The 20,135-nt window shown below is 31.4% G+C and carries 19 protein-coding genes; 5 read left to right on the top strand and 14 right to left on the bottom strand.

Annotated elements, in window-relative coordinates; translation table 11 throughout:
• Positions 1–47: 47 nt before the first annotated feature.
• A complete protein-coding gene (locus SLH33_RS10340) occupies positions 48–569 on the top strand; it encodes a CvpA family protein (RefSeq protein ID WP_320419023.1) in 522 nt (173 codons plus the stop codon).
• Positions 570–613: 44 nt separating this feature from the next.
• Here SLH33_RS10340 and SLH33_RS10335 read toward each other — a convergent pair whose 3' ends face one another.
• The 13 genes from SLH33_RS10335 to SLH33_RS10275 form a co-directional block, all read right to left on the bottom strand.
• The gene (locus SLH33_RS10335; protein ID WP_320419022.1) at positions 614–1,243 is read right to left on the bottom strand and encodes a carbonic anhydrase family protein; all 630 of its coding nucleotides are present in this window, start codon (positions 1,241–1,243) and stop codon (positions 614–616) included.
• Between the two features lie 24 nt (positions 1,244–1,267).
• The gene (locus SLH33_RS10330) at positions 1,268–3,130 is read right to left on the bottom strand and encodes a SulP family inorganic anion transporter (RefSeq protein WP_320419021.1); all 1,863 of its coding nucleotides are present in this window, start codon (positions 3,128–3,130) and stop codon (positions 1,268–1,270) included.
• A 181-nt stretch (positions 3,131–3,311) separates the two neighbouring features.
• Positions 3,312–4,892, bottom strand: a complete 1,581-nt coding sequence (locus SLH33_RS10325) for a SulP family inorganic anion transporter (protein WP_320419020.1) — start codon at positions 4,890–4,892, stop codon at positions 3,312–3,314.
• Positions 4,893–4,971: 79 nt separating this feature from the next.
• Positions 4,972–5,283 carry a hypothetical protein gene (locus SLH33_RS10320; RefSeq protein ID WP_320419019.1) on the bottom strand — a complete coding sequence of 104 codons (312 nt, stop codon included), beginning with the start codon at positions 5,281–5,283 and terminating at the stop codon, positions 4,972–4,974.
• A 42-nt stretch (positions 5,284–5,325) separates the two neighbouring features.
• Complete coding sequence (locus SLH33_RS10315) at positions 5,326–6,075, bottom strand: tetratricopeptide repeat protein (RefSeq protein ID WP_320419018.1); 750 nt, start codon at positions 6,073–6,075, stop codon at positions 5,326–5,328.
• On the bottom strand, positions 6,075–7,838 hold the full coding sequence (locus SLH33_RS10310; protein WP_320419017.1) for a BatD family protein: 1,764 nt from the start codon (positions 7,836–7,838) through the stop codon (positions 6,075–6,077). The genes SLH33_RS10315 and SLH33_RS10310 overlap by 1 nt, the downstream gene beginning before the upstream one ends.
• A gap of 92 nt (positions 7,839–7,930) precedes the next feature.
• A complete protein-coding gene (locus SLH33_RS10305; protein WP_320419016.1) occupies positions 7,931–8,776 on the bottom strand; it encodes a tetratricopeptide repeat protein in 846 nt (281 codons plus the stop codon).
• A gap of 1 nt (position 8,777) precedes the next feature.
• The gene (locus SLH33_RS10300) at positions 8,778–9,818 is read right to left on the bottom strand and encodes a VWA domain-containing protein (protein WP_320419015.1); all 1,041 of its coding nucleotides are present in this window, start codon (positions 9,816–9,818) and stop codon (positions 8,778–8,780) included.
• A 2-nt stretch (positions 9,819–9,820) separates the two neighbouring features.
• A complete protein-coding gene (locus SLH33_RS10295; protein ID WP_320419014.1) occupies positions 9,821–10,825 on the bottom strand; it encodes a VWA domain-containing protein in 1,005 nt (334 codons plus the stop codon).
• Positions 10,815–11,900 (bottom strand): hypothetical protein, encoded by a 1,086-nt coding sequence (locus SLH33_RS10290; RefSeq protein ID WP_320419013.1) that lies wholly within the window; start codon positions 11,898–11,900, stop codon positions 10,815–10,817. Before SLH33_RS10290 ends, SLH33_RS10295 begins: the two co-directional genes overlap by 11 nt.
• Before the next feature lies 1 nt (position 11,901).
• Positions 11,902–12,768 carry a DUF58 domain-containing protein gene (locus SLH33_RS10285; RefSeq protein ID WP_320419012.1) on the bottom strand — a complete coding sequence of 289 codons (867 nt, stop codon included), beginning with the start codon at positions 12,766–12,768 and terminating at the stop codon, positions 11,902–11,904.
• A gap of 3 nt (positions 12,769–12,771) precedes the next feature.
• Complete coding sequence (locus tag SLH33_RS10280; RefSeq protein WP_320419011.1) at positions 12,772–13,101, bottom strand: hypothetical protein; 330 nt, start codon at positions 13,099–13,101, stop codon at positions 12,772–12,774.
• A gap of 54 nt (positions 13,102–13,155) precedes the next feature.
• Positions 13,156–14,145: a MoxR family ATPase gene (locus tag SLH33_RS10275; RefSeq protein ID WP_320419010.1), complete on the bottom strand. Its 990-nt coding sequence runs from the start codon at positions 14,143–14,145 to the stop codon at positions 13,156–13,158.
• A 247-nt stretch (positions 14,146–14,392) separates the two neighbouring features.
• Between SLH33_RS10275 and SLH33_RS10270 the strand changes: the two genes are divergently transcribed.
• From SLH33_RS10270 to SLH33_RS10255, 4 genes are read left to right on the top strand one after another with little or no spacing between them, the layout of a single operon-like run.
• Positions 14,393–17,371 carry a TonB-dependent receptor gene (locus SLH33_RS10270; RefSeq protein WP_320419009.1) on the top strand — a complete coding sequence of 993 codons (2,979 nt, stop codon included), beginning with the start codon at positions 14,393–14,395 and terminating at the stop codon, positions 17,369–17,371.
• 11 nt (positions 17,372–17,382) lie between these two features.
• Positions 17,383–18,234, top strand: a complete 852-nt coding sequence (locus SLH33_RS10265) for a hypothetical protein (RefSeq protein WP_320419008.1) — start codon at positions 17,383–17,385, stop codon at positions 18,232–18,234.
• A gap of 11 nt (positions 18,235–18,245) precedes the next feature.
• Positions 18,246–19,031 carry a hypothetical protein gene (locus SLH33_RS10260; protein ID WP_320419007.1) on the top strand — a complete coding sequence of 262 codons (786 nt, stop codon included), beginning with the start codon at positions 18,246–18,248 and terminating at the stop codon, positions 19,029–19,031.
• A 10-nt stretch (positions 19,032–19,041) separates the two neighbouring features.
• On the top strand, positions 19,042–19,764 hold the full coding sequence (locus SLH33_RS10255) for a hypothetical protein (RefSeq protein ID WP_320419006.1): 723 nt from the start codon (positions 19,042–19,044) through the stop codon (positions 19,762–19,764).
• A 67-nt stretch (positions 19,765–19,831) separates the two neighbouring features.
• On the opposite strand, the gene SLH33_RS10250 is transcribed toward SLH33_RS10255, so the two are convergent.
• On the bottom strand, positions 19,832–20,135 hold a 304-nt coding region (locus tag SLH33_RS10250), incomplete at its 5' end, for an integrase core domain-containing protein (RefSeq protein WP_320419005.1).

Genomic DNA, 20,135 nt, shown 5'->3' with positions numbered 1-20,135 from the left:
TGCAAAGATACAAACCAGTTAATTATATTTGCGTAAAAAAATAAAGGATGAACACGTTAGATATTATCATAGCAGCATTACTACTTTTTGGTTTTGTACGTGGGTTGATGAAAGGGTTGTTTGTTGAAGTAGCATCATTAGTAGCGTTGGTAGCTGGAGTGTATGGAGCAATACATTTTTCTTATTTTTTAGGAAATTGGTTAAAAAACAGTGTTTCGTGGGATGAAAAATACATCACCTTGGCAGCTTTCGCAGGAACTTTTGTTATTATTATAGTAGTAATTGCTTTGCTAGGTAAGATTTTAACTAAGATAGCAGATTTTGCTTCTTTAGGAATTTTAAATAAGATTTTAGGCGGGGCTTTTGGAGCACTCAAAATAGGGTTGATTTTAAGTGTTGTTTTTATTTTTTTTGGAAAGATGAATGATACCATTCCGTTTGTAAAACAAGAAAGTTTAGATGAATCAATTTTATATAAACCGGTAAAAAAAATTGCACCGATGATATTTCCTTCAATTATTAAAGGAGATGATGATACAACTAATGATATAAATAAAGAAGAAATATAAACCAAAAAATCCGAAGGAATTCCTTCGGATTTTTTGGTTAGTCATTAATTATAAAACTCTACAGAACCATTATTTATATTATACATGGCGCCAATAATTTTAATTTCATCGTTTTTTTCCATTTCATCTAATATTGGACTTTCTTTATGGATTCTATCAATAGTTAGTTGAACGTTTTTCTTAGATACTTCATCAACAAAATCAATATTACTTGAATTTCTTAAGTTTTCATCCTTTGGTTCTGTAACAGCATCTACAGCAGGAGTAATTTTTTCAATTAACTTAGTTAAGTTACCCATTTCAGCATGGTCACAAGCGCCTTTTACAGCGCCACAACTTGTATGACCTAAAACAACAATTAGTTTTGTACCTGCTAGTTTACAAGCAAACTCCATACTTCCTAAAATATCTTCATTTACAAAGTTACCTGCTATTCTTATACTAAAAATATCACCTAAACCTTGGTCAAAAACCAATTCTGCCGAAACACGAGAGTCTATACAACTTAATATGGTAGCAAAAGGGAATTGACCTTCTTTGGTGTCGTTTACTTGTTCTAATAAGTTTCTGTTGGCTTTTAAGTTTTTTTGAAATCTTAAATTTCCTTCTTTTAAAAACTGCAATGCTTTATTTGGTGTCATTGTAGCTTGAGTTTCTTTAGTGTGTGCTTTCATTGTTGTAATATCTTAATTAATTTTTTAATAAATATCTTTTACATTTTCTTTAATCCATTTCATACAATTTTTAAAAGAGTCAAATATATGTTTTGTAGGAATTAAATTGGGAATAATTTCAATTCTTTCCATCATATATTTTGGTTGTTTTAAAACGTTTACAAAAAGTATATTTTTTCCTTCTCTTTTTAAATCTACTAAAATATCTTCCAAGGCGTATAAACCCGATTGATCTAAATATTGCATTCTACCCATACGAATTACTACAGTTGATGCTGTGTTAGGTATCTGCTTTGCTAATTGTTGAATCTCACTTGTAGAACCAAAAAATAAAGGACCTTTAATGTGTTTGATAAAAACCTCTTCTTTTAAATTTTGAGGAAAATCAATTTCATCGGACCAAGCTTCTTCCTTTAATGGTTTTACATCTGACCGTTCTGCTGTAATATCACCAATTTTCTTCATAAAAGTTAACGAGGCAATTACCAATCCTATACCTACAGCATATACTAAATTCCAAAAAGTTGAAAGCAATAATACAATTAGCATAATAATTACTTCAGAACTCATTTTTAACGGCCCTAGTTTAATGTCTTTAGGCAAATTAGGGATTGCTTTTAATCCTTTATAATCCATAACTCCAATACCTACGGTAATTAAGATTCCAGCTAACACTGCAGCAGGAATTTTAGAGGCCAATGGGGCTATGGCTAAGAGAATAATAAAAAGTAAAACACCCGCAATCATCCCTGATAATTTGGTTTTACCACCTGAGTTAATATTTACAACAGTTCTAATAGTAGCACCTGCTCCAGGAATACCTCCAAACAATGATGCTATACTATTACCAATACCCTGACCTAGTAATTCTTTATTAGGGTTGTGTTTGGTTTTGGTCATGTTATCAGCTACCACAGAGGTAAGCAATGAATCTATAGCTCCTAACAAAGAAAGTGTTAACGCTGTAAAAATGTACGGAGTTACACTGCCCAGGTTAAAATTGGTAAATATTGCTCCTTGAAACTTTGGAAGTCCTTCTGGAATTTTCGGAATAGGGCGATACTCTAACCTGCCAAGAATTGCAATTGCCGACATAACTACTAGTGCCACCAAAGTACTTGGAATTTTGGTTGTAATTCTTTTAAAGCCATAAATAATGATAATTGTACCCATTGCTAAAGCTAATTCTAACCAATTAATATTTTTAAGAGCGTTGGGTAAAACCTTTAAGGCTCCTATTACCCCTGAGGCTTCTTTGCCTGCTAAAGTTTTACTTTCTCTGGTTATATCAGCATCAGTAATAGTTTCAGCTCTTTTAATAGTTTCTTTAAAATCTTCTAAAACTAAAATACCTTCTCCTGCTTCTTCTTTTAAAATATTTTCAAGAATGATTTCTTCTGCTTCGGGTTTGAACCTGTTTACATATACATTATCTTCTTTAGGGTAATAACCCAATGAAGGTAAAATTTGAGTAATTAGAATAATCAATCCAATAGCAGTCATAAACCCAGAAACTACAGGATAGGGTATATATCGAATGTATTTACCTAAGCCCATAGCTCCTAAGGCTATTTGCATGAGTCCTGCCAGTAAAAACACGGTTAAAATGGCAGGTAAGGCTTTCTCTATATTACCATCGTTAGTAGCAATGATGCTGGCAATTACTACCATACTTACTGCAGTCATTGGTGCTGTGGGACCCGAAATTTGTGTGTTGGTTCCTCCAAATAAGGCAGCAAAAAAAGCAATAAAAATAGCACCATATAAACCAGCACTAGGACCTAAACCAGATGATACACCAAATGCTAAAGCAAGTGGGAGAGCTACAATTCCAGCAGTAATTCCACCGAAAAGATCTCCTTTAAGATTAGAAAATAAGTTTTTCATAATACCATTATTTTAACTAATAACTAAATTTACTAAATTATTGTTTTACAATAGCTTATGATTTTTTTAGATATGTTCAATCTAAAACATCTGTGTTTTTCCTTTTACGTGGTTTCTACTAAAATAAATTCAACGTTTTAAAAATTATTTAGAGTGTTATGAAAACACAACACTCTTTTTATTATGCCGCTTTGGGTCTTAGCTTGAAAAACTCAATAAAACTAGGAGGGTTTGTAACTATACCTCTTTCAGAATAGAGCTTGATATTAATATTTTTTTCTCTTGCTTTAAATGCAAAATCCTCTAATATTTCAATAATATCATTGTCTAAATATCTAGTTTTGGTAACATCTAATTCTAAAAAAGCATTTTCTGGAATATTATTAAGTTCCTTTAAAATAGCTCCTTTATTAAAAAATGTTACTTCTTCAGCTAAGGTCATTTTTATTTTATGTTCACCATTGCTATTGTTTTCAATATGTAAAAAGTGTGAATTTTGATAGCTTTTAATTAAAATAATCACTATTCCCACAGCTAAACCTAAACCAATTCCAAATAATAAATCGGTAAAAACAATTCCAACAATAGTTACAATAAAAGGAACAAATTGTTTCCAGCCTAAAGTATACATTTGTTTGAATAATGCTGGTTTAGCAAGCTTGTAACCCACAACAAGTAAAATAGCTGCCAATACAGATAATGGAATCATGTTTAGTAATCTTGGAATAAGAATGACAGATATAAGTAATAAAAAGCCATGAATGATTGCTGATAACTTTGAGCGACCACCAGACTGAATATTAGCAGAACTTCTAACAATTACTTGAGTAATAGGTAAACCTCCTATTAATCCTGAAATAATGTTTCCGGTTCCTTGTGCAAGTAATTCTCTGTTTGTAGGAGTAACATTTTTATTAGGGTCTAATTTATCAGTTGCCTCAACACATAGTAATGTTTCTAAACTAGCAACTAAAGCAATTGTAAATGCTACAACCCATACATCAGGGTTAGTGATTACGGCAAAGTTAGGAAAGCTAAATTGCCCTAAAAACGAAGCTGCATCTTCAGGTATAGGAACACTTACTAAATGAGAGCTTTGAATTCCTAAAAAGCTATTAAACTTAGTAAGATTATAGAATACAATTCCTAAGACTACAGCTACAAGAGGCCCTTGAACTAACTTAAAAATTTTACCTTTTTTTGATAGTACTTTATCCCAAAGTATAAGAATAATTAAACCTATGACTCCAATTATTAATGAGCCAGGAGTTATATGGTTTATAGAGTTTATTATTTCTGAAAAAGTGTTTTGACCATCTACTTGAAAGAATGCAAAATCTCCTTCTGGATCAGGATCATAACCAAAAAAATGTGGAATTTGTTTTAGAATAATAATGATTCCAATACCGGTTAACATTCCTTTTATTACTGATGAAGGAAAATAATAGCCAATAATTCCGGCTTTTAATAAACCAAAAATTAATTGAATGATACCTCCTAATACAACAGCAACCAAAAAGTTTTGGTAGCCACCTAAAGTGCCAATAGCTGTTAATACAATTGCTGCTAAACCAGCAGCAGGACCACTTACTCCTATTTTAGAGCCACTTAATGCTCCAACAACAATACCTCCAATTATACCGGCAATTAGGCCAGAAAATAAAGGAGCGCCACTTGCTAATGCAATACCCAAACATAAAGGTAAAGCAACAAAAAAAACTACAATACTTGCGGGTAAATCGTTTTTTAAATTTTTAAACATATTATAAATTACGGTTTAACTCTTTTTCTGTAATGAAAAAGATAATGATTACTAATTATGAATTAATTTTAATCCGGGATTATAATTGTTTAAACTCTGGAGGAGGTGTGGTGTATTCTAAATATTTTGTAGTATATGGTTTTACAAAACAAAGATCTGTAGATTCATTTTTTAAAGTATCAAAAACGAAAGAAAAAGAATGTTGCTGATTTATTTTTTCAGTTTCGTCTAGTTCTTTTTTTCCATCATTTTCAACATCATCCATATCCAATTCACAACAAATTTCTAACTCTTCTATTGAGTTAAAATTTTCAATCACAAAATATCCAGCTTTTAGTGAAATTAATGCTAAAAGAATGAATTTAAGATATATGTGTCTGAATGATAACATAAATTAAAAGTACGAAAATATGCAATTTTTAAAAGAACTGTATTACAATTCTTTTAATTTTTCAGATAAGATCCACCCTATTTTTCCATCTGCTAATTTTATTTTTTTCCAATCATCTACTTGATCAAGTACATTTACCTTGGTTCCTTCATGTAAAATAAAGGCTTCGTTAGCATTTTGAGTAGGTTCGGTATTTACAATTGCTTCCTCAGAAAAAATAATAGCTTCTACTGTATTTTGTGCTTTTGAGTATTGATTATAACCAATGGCTAGGAAAATGAAGAGTAAAAGAAAACTGATAATACTGGTTGTAAAATACAGCTTTTTTTGTGATGGAATTGAAGAGAAATAATATCCTAAAAACAATAAACAAGCAATTAATGAAGCTAAAACAGCGAGCATACCCCAAGTGTTATAACTGAGTTTTTGCAAATAATTTTCATTGATTTTTTGCAATAAAGTTTTAGGTAAAGCTTCAATTCTGTCTAAAGTTAATCGTTTAGCAAATACTAAATTGTTATGAGCATCTTGGTTAGCAGGATCTAACTTTAAGGCTTTTTCATAATTGTATATGGTAGGAGCTACTTTATTAAGTTTGTAATAGCTATTACCTATATTGTAGTATACTTCTGATGAAACTTCACCTTTCTCTAATATTTGGTTGTATAGTGAGATGGCTTCTTCATATTTTCCTTCTTTATACAAGTTGTTCGCGCTAGAAAATAGCTCGTTAGATGTTTGTGCTAACAAGCTTTCAGAAATTAGTAAGAAAAATAAAATAAACTTTTTCATTATAACTGCTTATCTAGTTGGGTTATTACTTGTTTTGCCTTTTCATATTCAGCATTCATCTGTACGTTAGTTGTTGGAGTATAACGAGCAAAATCACAATCGTTCAATACTTCAATAAAGTTAGAAATAGTGGTTTGATCTACATTTTTATCTGTCAACAACTGACTAATTTTTTCTTTGCTGATATCGGCTGTTTCTACTTTGAGTTTTGCTTTTAAATAGTTGTGCAAAGCTCTTTCTAAAGATTCGTAAAAACGTTCTTTATTACCTAATTGCTTCTGAGCTTCAGATAAATATTTTTTAGCTAATTTGTCCGCTTTTCGTTGCTTGTTACCTATGATGTCACTATCTCTTTCTTCTTTTTTCTTTCCTATGAAAATTGCTATAGGAATAGCAATTAACGGAAGCAATAGCAATCCATAAAACAAATTAGAATTGAAAAAGTCTGAAGTGTTTTTAGGTTTCAGGTTGGTAGATGTTTGTATGTATCTAAAATTATTGCCGCTACTCACTACAGTTTGTTTTACAACATTATTGGGCGTAGTAGTGGTAACTAATTCTTTTCCTTCTAAAACGTCAACATATAAATCATCTGTAGATATGGTATGATATTTTTCTTCCTTCGGATTAAAATAAGAGAATTCTGTTTTCGGAATTTTGTATTTCCCTTTATACTCTGGTACTACAGTATAAACGTTAGAAATAGATCCTGTTAGTCCAGAAGAAGTTGTGCTAACTTTTTCTTTTCTCTCAGGTTGATACACCTCTAATTCTTTTGGAGTTTCAATTTTAGGAATTTCAAAGAGTTTTAAATTACCATCACCACTAACTTTTACAGTAATTGTTGAAGATTCATTGGCTTTTAAAGTGTTTTTACTTAAGTTTACATCATAAGTAAAATCACCCACAGCACCCGAAAAAGTTTCAGGTTTTCCTTCAATAGGTAGAGTCTTAGCATTTACTGTTTTTTTAGCTGAAGCAAATTCTTTTCTAACCTGACGAACTATAGCATTGCCAAAAAAATCACCCCTACCAGTAGGAACTGCTACTACTATATCCATTTTCATAGGTTCTATAGTAAGTTTACCCGATTTTGTTGGAATTAGTAATGCTTTGTGTAATACTGCGTAGTTGTATTTTTCGCCATTATACATGGTAGTTTTAACTGGCATACCATTACGCTTTATTTCCTGATTCCAAAAGCCATTATATTTTGGTGCTTCAGTTATGGCATTGTCATAAATCTGGATATTATTGCTAAAATAAATTCTATACTCAACATATACAGCTTCTCCTACATATGGATTAGATTTAGAAATTTCAGCAACTAAATGAATGTTTTGCTCTGCAACGTAATTAGGGTCATTTGGGTTTTTAGGAACCTCCACCTCATCTGTAACTATAATCTTTACAGGTTCGGTTTGTAAGGTTTTACCATCAATTTCAATACTGGCAGCAGGAAGGTTAAATTCTCCTTTAGTTTTAGGTTCAATGATGTAAGTGTACGATAAAGAATAGCTTACTTTACCGTTGATCCAAGATTGACTTACAGATTGACTTGGACCACCAACAATTTTAAAATTTTTAAAGTTGGGAGGAGAAAAATTATCAGCTCCTTGTTTGTTTATAGAAAACTCAACTCGTAAACGTTGATTAACTCCCAATTTATTTTTGCTAACATTAGCAGTAAATTCTGCTTCTTGTGCAAAAAGAACAGTGGTTAACAGTGTAAATATGATAGATATGTATAACTTCAATTTCATTTTTTATTCAAAATGGATAAAAATAAATTAAATTTTTAACTTTGAATTAGTTCTCTTTTTAAGAATAACATCTTAAAATTTTGCTAAACTTTTTACCAGTCTTTTTCTTGATTTACCTTTCGTCCTTTTGATTTTTGAACGTTCATTTTTTTCTGGGTCTTTTTTTCTTCATTATTTAAACTCTCTAACAATTGCTTCATTTGCTCAGGAGTCATTTTACCAGGTTGAGGCTGTGGTTTTTGCTGAGAATCTTTTTGATCTTGCTTTTTTTGCTGATCTTTATTCTGATCATCTCCCTCTTTAGGCTTTTGATCTTGATCTTTTTGGTCTTTATTATCGCCTTCTTTTTTATCTTTATTTTGATCGTTTTGGTTTTCTTGATCTTTGTTTTGATCCTTATTATCCTTGTTCTGATCTTTATTGTCCTTATTTTGCTTGTCGTCTTTGTTATTGTTGTTTTGCTGATTGTTTTTTTCTTGCTCTTTGTCTAATTCCTTTTGAGCAACCGCTAAATTATAACGAGTCTCATCATCTTTAGGATTATTACGCAATGCATTTTTGTAAGCATTTACTGCCTCCTGATATTTTTTTTGCTCCATCATGGCATTACCAATGTTATGGTAGGCTTCAGCTTTCGCAAATTTATCTTTAGCCATTTTAGCTGTCAACTCATATTCAGCAACAGCTTCTTGGTATTTTTTATCTTGATATAAGGCATTCCCATAATTATATGTTGCCTTATCATATTTGCTGTTTTTGCCTAAAGCTTTACGGTAAGCAATAGCAGCATCACCAAATTGTTGTTTATTGTATAATTTGTTACCTTCTCTTAACAAAGAACGTGCTTCTCTATTAAGTTTTAAAGAGTCTTTTTGTGCTGAAATATTTACTGAAAAAAGTAAAATAACAGCAAATAGTAAGTTGATTATAATCTTCATGCTACTTCTTTTCTTCATCAAATAAATCTACTTTTTTTAACCATTTTGTTTTCTTTTCAAAAATGAAAACATCAATTATTAAGAATAATAAACCTAAACCAACAAACCATTGAAATTGATCCTTATAATCAGAAAATTGTTTGGTTTCAAATTCACTTTTTTGTGCGTTTGCAATTACTTTTTTTATAGTGTTTACAGGATCTTCGGTTTTATTACCATCTATATATATTCCGTTAGCGGCATCTGCTATTCCTTGTAAAACATCAGGTTTACGTTGGGTAATTACAGTTTCTCCTTTAGTGTCTTTTTTATAACCAATAAGTGAGCCATTTAATTTTAAAGGAATTGGGCCACCTTTTTCTGTTCCTACACCTATGGTATATACTTTTACACCTTCGTTAGCAATGTTTTGAGCAACTTGTTTAGTTTCTTCTTGGTGATCTTCCCCGTCTGAAATAATAATTAAAAAACGATTTGTTTGCTCATCATTATTATAATAGGTTTTAGCTAATTCTAGAGCCTCATTAATAGCGGTTCCTTGACTTGAAACCATATCTGGATTTGCATTTTGCAAGAACATTTTACCGGCTGCATGGTCAGTAGTAATTGGAAGTAAAGGATATGCATTACCTGCATAAATAATAATTCCTACACGGTCACTTCCTAGTTTATCAATTATTTTAGATATGATTTGTTTTGATTTTTCTAATCGGTTAGGAGCAATGTCTTCAGCCAACATACTTTTAGATACATCTAGCGCAAATACTACGTCAACTCCTTCTCTTTTAACAGTTTTTAATTGTGTTCCCATTTTCGGATTCACCAAAGAAATAATCAAAAAAGATAAACCTACTAATAGTAAAATCAATTTTAAGACCGATTTAAAAGTAGAGGCATAGGGAGCTAATCTTGAAAGAAGAATAGGATTTTTAAACTTCTTTTGTGTGCGTTTTTTCCACCATAAAACCAATAAGAAAACAACAATTATTATCGGAATAATTGCAAACAAATAAAAATATATTGGTTCTTCTATTTTGTACATTTTTAAATAAAGCTTTTAAAAATTGTATTTTTTAATAAGAATTCAATCAATAATAATACACCTGCTAATATTACCCAAAAGCGATATTTTTCTGTGTAGTTATAATATTTGAATTCTTCTATTTTGGTTTTTTCTAATTTGTCAATCTCATCATAAATAGCTTTCAGTTTAGTATTGTTAGTTGCTCTAAAATACTGTCCATCGGTTTCTTTAGCTATATATTTAAGTAAATCTTCATCAATTTCAACTTGTTGGTTTTTAAAAGAAAGTTTTCCTGTTCTCGGATCTTTAGCCCAAGGAAAAGGAGCCATACCATTGGTTCCAATTCCAATAGTGTATACTTTAATACTATTTCCTTTAGCAAGTTCGGTAGCTGTAACAGGGTCAACAAAACCAGCATTGTTAACTCCATCAGTAAGTAATATGATTACTTTACTTTTAGCCTTACTTTCTTTTAAACGATTCACAGCAGATCCAAGTCCCATTCCAATAGCAGTTCCACCTTCTAACTGTCCCCATTTAATTTCAGAAATAGTTCTTTTGATGATGGATTTGTCACTCGTAATTGGGGTCTGAGTAAAACTTTCACCTGCATAAACTACAATTCCAATTCTATCGTTAGGTCTTCTGTTAACAAAATCTGTAGCTACTCTTTTTAAGGCTTCTAATCGGTTAGGTTGTAAATCTTTAGCCAACATACTTGCTGAAACATCAATAGCCATTACAATATCAATACCTCTATTGGTTTTGGTTTTTTTGCTAACAGCAACATTTCTTGGTCTTGCTAAAGCTATTATTAATGCAGATATAGCTGCTAATCTTAATAAATATAATAAAGGTTTTAGTCTTGAAACTATTGATGTTTCTGGTTTAAATCCTTTTACACTTGGTACCGTAAGTTGTGCACTGTCATTTTTTCTATTGTAGAAAAACCAGATGGCTAACAAAGGAATGAGAGCTAGCAACCATAAAAACTCCGGACTATGAAACTCAAAATTACTTAACATTGGTCACTTGGTTTTTTAACGAGTTAGACATACTCATCGACTTGGAAACAGCAAACGATATCAAACCAACCATTATGAGTAATAATAAAATCAATAAGATTCTAACAAATACAGAAGGTTTTTTAACTACTGGTTTTTCAACGATAATTACCGGCTGAATATTTTCAGTATTATTTACAGATTCTACCTCTCTAGGTTTTAGGTTTTTAATAATATGCTCGGTGGTGTTTCTATCAGCTTCAATTTCATGAGCCAACGGTTTCGATTTTGCAAACTTTACTAAATCGGCCTGTTGTAATAACGACTCTAGCTTTTTGATAGTTTCTTTATCAGTTTCAATAGCTTTTACATTGTTAAAATCCGATAGAGTCTCAATCAATCCATCTGTAGTGGTTTCAAGAGCAGGAACATGGAGTTCACGCTCAATATAATGTCTTACAATTTCAGATAATTCGCTATAATATTCTTTAATTTTATTGTTTTGCCACAACAGTTTAGAGTCTAAAAGCTTTAAATTACGCAGCGCCTCTTGGTACGGAGCTAGCAAAGGCTCTGAAGTATGAACTTCGTCCTTTTGGGTTCTTTTTAGTGCAAAATACAATACGGTTCCAACAACTAGTAATATGGCAAGAGCCCAATAAATAATGGTTTTAAAATCATCAAATTGATAAGGTTCTCCTTTTATTCCTTTGATTGGAAATTTTTTTATTTTAGTAGTGTCAATAGGTACTGTAGCTACATTTACAAGTAAACTATCTGTTAAAAAAGCTTGATTTCTGATAAAAACTTGTTGTTGCGGAATGTAATATGCACCACTATCAAAACCAGTTAAAATATATTTTCTGATAAGCTGGTTTTTTAATGTATCAACCTTTAATGTGTCAATAACTTCTAATCCTGCTAAATTATCAAGTTTAGGAATGATAACATTTTGGGTTTCATTAACAGTTATTTTATATTCAAACTGTTCTCCTATTCGAATAGTAGTAGTGTCAATCTCTGCTTTTACAATAGGAGATTGAGAAAAACTTACAGAAGAAATTAAAAAAAGTATGTATGCTAAATATCTTTTCAATTTATGCTTTATTTTTAAAATAACTCAATAGTTTTTTAACGTAGCTCTCATCAACTCTAATATTAATAGTTCCGGAACCGCTTCTTTTAAAAGCGTTTTCAAAAATATCTTTTAATCGTAATGCGTTTGCTTGGTAATGAGTTCTAACCGATTTTGAGCTGGTGTTGATGAGGTTTACTGTTTGTGTTTCACTATCTAACATTGGTACCATTCCTAAATTCGGAATTTTCTCATCAAATTCATCATAAACGCGTATACCAGTTACATCATGTTTATTACCAACTATTTTTAAAGTTTTTTCATAGTTTTCATCCATAAAATCAGAAAGCATAAATACAATGGCTTTCTTTTTCATAACTCCAGATAAAAACTTAAAAGCTTCATTAATATTGGTTTGTTTACTTTTTGGATGAAATTCTATCAGTTCACGTATAATTCGTAATACATGACTTTTTCCTTTTTTAGGTGGAATGAATAATTCAACTTGATCACTGAATAAAATTAATCCGACTTTATCATTATTCTGTATAGCAGAAAAAGCTAAAGTAGCTGCAATTTCTGTGGCAGTATCTTTTTTAAATTGTGTAGAAGTACCAAAGAATTCTGATCCAGAAATATCAACCATAAGCATCATGGTTAATTCTCTTTCTTCTTCAAAAACTTTTATATAAGGTTCGTTGTAACGAGCAGTAACATTCCAATCAATGGCACGAACATCATCACCAAATTGATATTGACGCACCTCAGAAAAGGTCATACCTCTTCCTTTGAAGGTAGAGTGGTATTCACCTCCAAATATATGATTAGATAACCTTTTGGTTTTAATCTCTATTTTACGAACTTTTTTGAGTAATTCTTTGGTATCCATGTATTAGTTTAACCAATTTTCTGGTAAAGGGGGAAGCTCCATTTCTTTCAATTCATAAGAACTCTTTAGTACAAACAAAGGGGTTTCTTTAATTGATAAGTTGACGTTGTTTTTTGCTGCAATTTCTTTAATTACGGCTTTTAAGCTTCTTTGTTGACATAGAACTAAACTATTCATTATAATGTTTGATTCTGTTTGTAAGTCAAAACAATCAACAAAAAAAGCAGGTTTATCATCTTGATAAATGATAGCTTCTGTACTTTTCTTTTTTTGTGTTTCTAAAATTTCTTTTTTTCCTCTAATTGTTTTGTACGTTGTTAGTTTGTAAGTCATTTGAGAAATATTTTGGGGGTTATTTTCTCTTAATTAAGATAAATATTCCTTTTTTTAAGGAACTTCTACTTCGTTAATAATTGAATTAATAATATCAACAGAAGTAATGTTTTCAGCTTCCGCTTCATAGGTAATTCCAATTCGATGACGTAAAACATCATGTACAACAGCGCGTACATCTTCTGGAATTACATATCCTCTTCTTTTTATAAAAGCATAACATTTAGCTGCTTTTGCTAATGCAATACTACCACGAGGCGAAGAACCAAAGTTGATTAAGGGTTGTAATTTTTCTAAATTATATTTTTCAGGATAACGAGTGGCAAAAATAATATCAAGAATATATTTTTCAATTTTTTCATCCATGTACACCTCATGAGCAGTTTTTCTAGCGGTTAAAATTTGGTTGATAGAAACTACTGGGTTTACAGATTGAAACTCACCATTTAAATTTTGACGCATAATTAATTGCTCGTCTTGTAATTTAGGATAATCAATTACTGTTTTTAACATAAAACGATCTACTTGAGCTTCTGGTAAAGGATAAGTTCCTTCTTGTTCAACAGGGTTTTGTGTTGCCATTACTAAGAAAGGTTCGTCTAACTTAAAAGTCTCATCGCCAATTGTAATTTGACGTTCTTGCATAGCTTCTAACAAAGCAGATTGTACTTTTGCAGGAGCACGATTGATCTCATCGGCTAAAACAAAGTTTGCAAAAATAGGTCCTTTTTTAATTGAAAAGTCATTTTCTTTAACATTGTATATCATAGTACCTACAACATCTGCAGGTAATAAGTCAGGAGTAAACTGAATTCGGCTAAATGATCCGTGTACAGCTTTAGAAAGAGTGTTGATCGCAAGAGTTTTTGCTAACCCAGGTACACCTTCTAATAAAATATGTCCATTTCCTAAAAGACCAATAAGCAAGGCTTCAATCATATGTTTTTGCCCTACTATTACTTTGTTCATTTCTGAAGTTAAAATATCAACGAAAGCACTTTCTCTTTCGATTTTTTCGTTGATGGCTCTTACATCTATATCCATATTGATTAAAAAATTACAGGTTTTCTTAGTTTAGAAAACAAAGCTACAATAATAACAATTTTTTGCTTGTTAAAAGTTGGTTAAAGATTTTTCGTATTTTTTATTAAGATTAGTTTAAAAAAATAACATTTTTAACATGTTAAAATCAATATTTTTAGTATCAAAAGAAAAATAAGTTAATTAAATCTTGTTTTTGTTAAAAAAAATATAAAAATTTGTTACTAAATTAAAATACAAAAAATTTAGTATGAAAAACAGCTACATTTTAACAAAAGTATTGATTGCATTAATTTTTTTATTATCATCGAGCGTTAGTGCTCAAAAGGTAAGTGGAAAAGTTGTAGGAAGTAAAGGAGAACCTTTGCCTTACGTTAATGTAATTGAGAAAGGAACTACAAATGGTGTAACTACAGATATTGATGGTAGTTTTTCACTAAGTGTACAAGGGTTGCCAACTACTTTGTCAGCTTCCTTTATTGGTTATAAAACCATTGAAAAACAAGTCTTATCAACTTCTTCGGTAGTAATTACTATGAAGGAGGATAATGTGAGTTTGGAAGAGGTTGTTCTAGTAGGGTCACGTAGTAAGAGCAGAACTGCAATTGACACTCCTGTTCCTATTGATATTATTGATGTAAAAGAATTGATTACTTCAGGGCCTCAAGTTAATCTTAATCAAATTTTAAACTATGTTGCTCCATCATTTTCTTCTAATACACAAACTATATCTGATGGTACAGATCACATAGACCCTGCTTCTTTAAGAGGGTTAGGTCCTGATCAAGTGTTAGTTTTAGTAAATGGAAAAAGAAGACATACATCTTCTCTTGTTAATGTAAATGGAACATTTGGTAGAGGTAGTGTTGGAACTGATTTAAACTCAATACCTTCAGTAGCTATTAAAAGAATAGAAGTTTTGAGAGATGGAGCGTCTGCTCAATATGGTAGTGACGCAATTGCTGGAGTTATCAATATTGTCTTAAATGATACAACAGATCAGTTAAATCTTTCTGTAACTTCTGGAGCTTATGTTTCAAAATATGCAGAGGAACAAACAGGAGGTATGGATGGAGAGTCTGTAAATGTTTCTGCTAGTTATGGGATTAAATTAGGTGATAAAGGAGGTTTTATAAACTTTTCCGGAGATTTTGATTATAGAAATCCATATAGTAGAATGAAAGAATGGGAAGGAGGAATTTTTAATGCATATAATTCGATTGAATGGGTGGCTATGCATTCAGGTATGGATTTAGGGAATCTTTCTCTTTCTAATATTCAATTCGCTGCACAGGGAGTTACTCATTTTGATCTAGCTACTAAAAATGATATTGCTAATGCAAACTCAATACAAGAATTGATAGGGGTTGATGACGGGGCTAATTCTATTGCAGGACCTTTATCTCAATATACATTTGATAGTAATGGTATAATTGATGGTATAGAACCACTTAATACTACAGAACAAGAATTAATTGTAAGGGGTCAAGAAAGGAGTGATTACAACATGAGGGTTGGACAATCAGGATTGAGAGGTAGTCGTTTATTTGCTAATATGTCTTTACCTATAGATGAAAATGGTACAGAGTTGTATTCATTTGCAGGTTTAGGCTCAAGAGAAGGTAATTCCGCAGGGTTTTATAGGTTGCCAAACCAATCAAGAACTTATACGGCTCTATATATCAATGGTTTTCTACCTGAAATCAATTCTAGAATAAATGACCAATCGGTTGCTGTGGGAATTAGAGGTAAAGTAGGTGATTGGGATGTGGATTTTAGTAATACTTGGGGACAAAATAGTTTTGACTATGAAATTACAAACACATCAAATGCGTCTTTATTAAATGATTCTCCAACTAGTTTTAATGCTGGAGGTTTTGCTTTTACTCAAAATACAACTAACCTAGATTTTTCTAAAAATTATAAAGAAATTTTTAGTGGATTAAATGTAGCGTTTGGAGCAGAATACAGATTGGAAAATTATGAAATTTTTGCAGGAGAAGAGGCTTCTTGGGCATCATATGATGCTGATGGTAACAACATAAACTTTTTAGGAGGTACTCCATCTACAGATTTTTTTGGCAATACAAGACCAGGAGGATCTCAGGTTTTTCCAGGTTTTCAGCCTGATAACGAAGTGTCAGCTAACAGAAATAGTATTGGAGCTTATGCAGATTTAGAGGCGGATTTTTCAGAAGCTTTTATGGTTGGAGGAGCTTTAAGGTTTGAAAATTACTCAGATTTTGGATCAACATTGAATTGGAAATTGTCTTCACGATATAAGTTTACAAATAATTTAAGTATTAGAGGGGCTTTAAGTACTGGATTTAGAGCGCCATCTTTACATCAGTTAAATTTTAACTCAACTTCAACAATATTTGATCAAGATGGTCAAGCTCAAGAAGTTTTAACAGCTTCTAATGATTCTTTTTTAGCTAATGAATTTGGTATTCCCCAGTTAAAAGAAGAAGAGTCAGCAAGTGCTAGTTTAGGATTTACAGCTAAAATACCTGAAGCAAATTTAAAAATAACTGTTGATGGTTATTTTGTTGCGATTGAAGATAGAGTGGTGTATACAGGGCAGTTCTCTGATGATGATCCAAACTCAGATGTTTCACTTGCTTTACAAAATGCTAATGCAACTGCAGTTTCTTTTTTCGCTAATGCAATTGATACAGAGTCGAAAGGACTAGATATTGTAATTACGCATAATGCTGAATTGAATCAGGGAATGAGGTTGAAATCTGATTTATCAGCTACGTTTTCTCAAACAAAACAAGTAGATGATATTCATAGCTCACAACAAATAGCAAATGCAGGGTTAATTGAAACTTATTTTCCAGAAGATAGTAGAATATATTTAGAAGAAGCAGTGCCAAGAACTAAAATTAATCTTTCAAATACTTTATCTACAGATAAATTTAATGTGTTTTTAAGAAATGTATATTTTGGAGAGGTAACAGAGGCTACAACTGATATTGATAGGCAACAGGTTTTTGGCTCTAAAATAGTAACAGATTTATCAGTTGGTTTTAAGGCTACAGATGAGTTAACATTTACTGTAGGGGCAAACAATTTGTTTGATATATATCCAGATAGAGCAGCTAGTAGTTTTTCTGATGGAGGAAATAATAGAAGTGATGGTCGTTTTGACTGGTCTCGTAGAGCACAGCAGTTTGGAATTGGAGGTCGATTTATGTTTGCTAGACTTAGTTTTGTATTAAAATAAAATAATTGAAAATGAAAAAATTTAAGATATTATATATATTCATATTTTCATCAGTCTTTATTGCTTGTGAAAATGATGATTTTGAACCAGTAAAATCTAGTTATACTCAAACTGAGGAAGTTCAAATAGGGTTTTCAGATAACAATAACGGGGCAATTGTCTTAGAGGATGGAGGTCAAGTTTCTTTTGATGTATTTTTATCAAAAGCTCTTCCCTCTCAAGGAGTGGTTGAGTTAGAGGTTGTTTCATCAGATGGTTCTATTGAAAGTAATGGGGTTAGAGAGCTGGAATATTCTGAAACGATTATTATTCCTGAAGGAGCTACTACCGTACCTGTAGAATTAACATTTTTTGATGATACAGTGAGTGATGGAGGAGAAACATATACAGTTAAAATTAAAAATTTTACAACAGTAGAAACATTAACTTCTTTTTATATAGTTAGTACAGCAGATGTAACTAAAAAAGAGAGAAATGTGCAAGTGTATGATGTGTTGCCAGAAATTGTAGAAACTACTGTTGGTGATGTACAAATAGAATTAACATGGAGAGATAGCTCTAGAGATATGGATTTAGGGTTGTTTATAGGGACTGAATTTGATCTTAATAATTTAGTAGATGCTAGTACTGGTGTAACAACTACCGAAGTAGTTGAGTTGCCTCTTGCGGAATCAGATAATTTGTTTTCGGTATATGTAGATCAATATTTGTTTACAGCTGCAGTAGATTATTTAATCACATTTACATTTCCAGATGGCCAAGAGCTAGAGTATTCGGGAACCATAAATGAAGACAGTTTCTTGTTCCATTTTACCAAATCAACAGATGGAGATAATGTCACCTATTTAATTACGGAATTATAAAAAAAATAATTATGAAAATCATGCTTAAAAAAAAATATATATCTATTCTACTCACAACTTTATTCATTTCTTGTGCAGTAGACGATGATCCTGCGGTAATTCCATCGGGAACTGTAATTACAGCTTCTTTTGATAAATCAGGAGATGTTTTCGTCTTTCCTAGCTCAGGTTCGGAAGCAACGGTAAGTATAATACTTTCAGAAGCTGTTGAAACTACAAGTCAATTTAATTATACTATTAATGAAGAAGAAAAATCTATAACTTTAAATGCGGGAGAAACTACAGCAGAAATTGTAGTTCCTAATCAAGTTGGTAATGTAAGCTCAATAATACTTACCAGTGCAAACACTTTATATAATAACTCTATAAGATTGGGGGCTCAAACTTCGGTTAAATTGATAAGTGTCCCAGCTGCTTCAGATAGTGCAATAAACATAGTGTTGTCTTTAAATTCTCCTACAGATGTATTTTTCTCTTTTGCAGAGTTTAATTCTGAAGGTGAATGGCAACAAGATATATATGGTGTTTTGGGAACTAGTTTTTCAATTCCCTTAAATGCTGGAATTCAAAACTCAGTTGATCTTTATCCTAATTATTATGCATTAGATGTTTTTACTGATGTGTTAACAGAATCAGGATACACTATTTATGTAGTTTACCCAGATTCATCCGTTGAAATTTTTAGTGGTAATGATTTAACTTTAGATGGTTATACAGATCAAGATGTTGTATGGGTTAATGTGGAGGATGATCCAAATGACCCTAGTAACAAACTTTTTACTTTTACTCAAAATTAAAAAATAAATTATGAAAAACGCTAAAATATATTCATCTCTTTATTTAATATTATTTGCACTTTTATTTGTAGGGTGTGATATTAATAGTAGAGAAGCTCTAGTAGAAACACCAGTTGATTCTTTTAAATCAACTTCTACATCTTTAACTGTTGATGATTATGGTGTGGAGTATAATCTTGAGATTGAAGCCTCTTCATCTTACCCTGCTGACAGGTATATTGAAGTTGAGGTGAGTGATACCTCTACTGCAAATGGTATGGAGTATAGTTTTACAGGAACTGTTGTTATTAAAGCTAATGAAACCACTGGAAGTACTCCTATAAAGTTTAATTTTGATCCTATACCTGTGAATAAACCTAGAACATTAAACTTAAAAATGGTAGGTAGTTCAGAAGAAATAACTATTACCTATACAAAGGTGTGTGTTTCGAATGATATAAACTTGCATATTGTTTTTGATGGTTATCCAGAGGAAACTAGCTGGCAAATAACAGATTCATCATCCAGTGTTGTCGCTTCAGGAGGAACCTATAGTGGGCAGACCGAGCTAAATTTGGATTTAACTCTTCCAGATGGAGATTATACATTCACTATTTCAGATGTATATGGAGATGGAATTTGCTGTGCCTGGGGAAGTGGTTCTTACTTGCTTTCTGTTCCAGCATGTTCAGTTGTTTTAGCTCAAGGAGGTTCCTTTGCTTATGCAGAATCTACTCAGTTTAGTTTACCTTAAAAAGACTTTTCTTATATTTTAATTGAGTTGTCCTGAAATAGGTTGACAGATTTTAATAAAAATAGATTTAAACCTGTGAAGTTAACTTCACAGGTTTTTTGTTATGTACAAAGTTAGGTGTTTTCATATTAAGAGCTAAATGTGGTCTTAAGTTATTATAAGTTTCGATAGACTCTTTAATTAAAATATCTAGTTCTTGTTTGTTGTTACATTTATAGATTAAAAATTCATTTTTTAAAATACCGTTGATTCTTTCAGCTAAAGCATTTTGATAACAGTCATAACCAGTAGTCATAGAAGGCATGATGTTATTTTTGAGTAATTCTCTTTGATACACTTCTGAGCAGTATTGCAATCCTCTATCTGAGTGA

The organism is Tenacibaculum sp. IB213877 (assembly GCF_034043975.1).
Lineage (GTDB): Bacteria > Bacteroidota > Bacteroidia > Flavobacteriales > Flavobacteriaceae > Polaribacter.
Note: the sequence above shows the minus strand (reverse complement) of the source record. Positions and strands in the feature narration are given on the sequence as shown.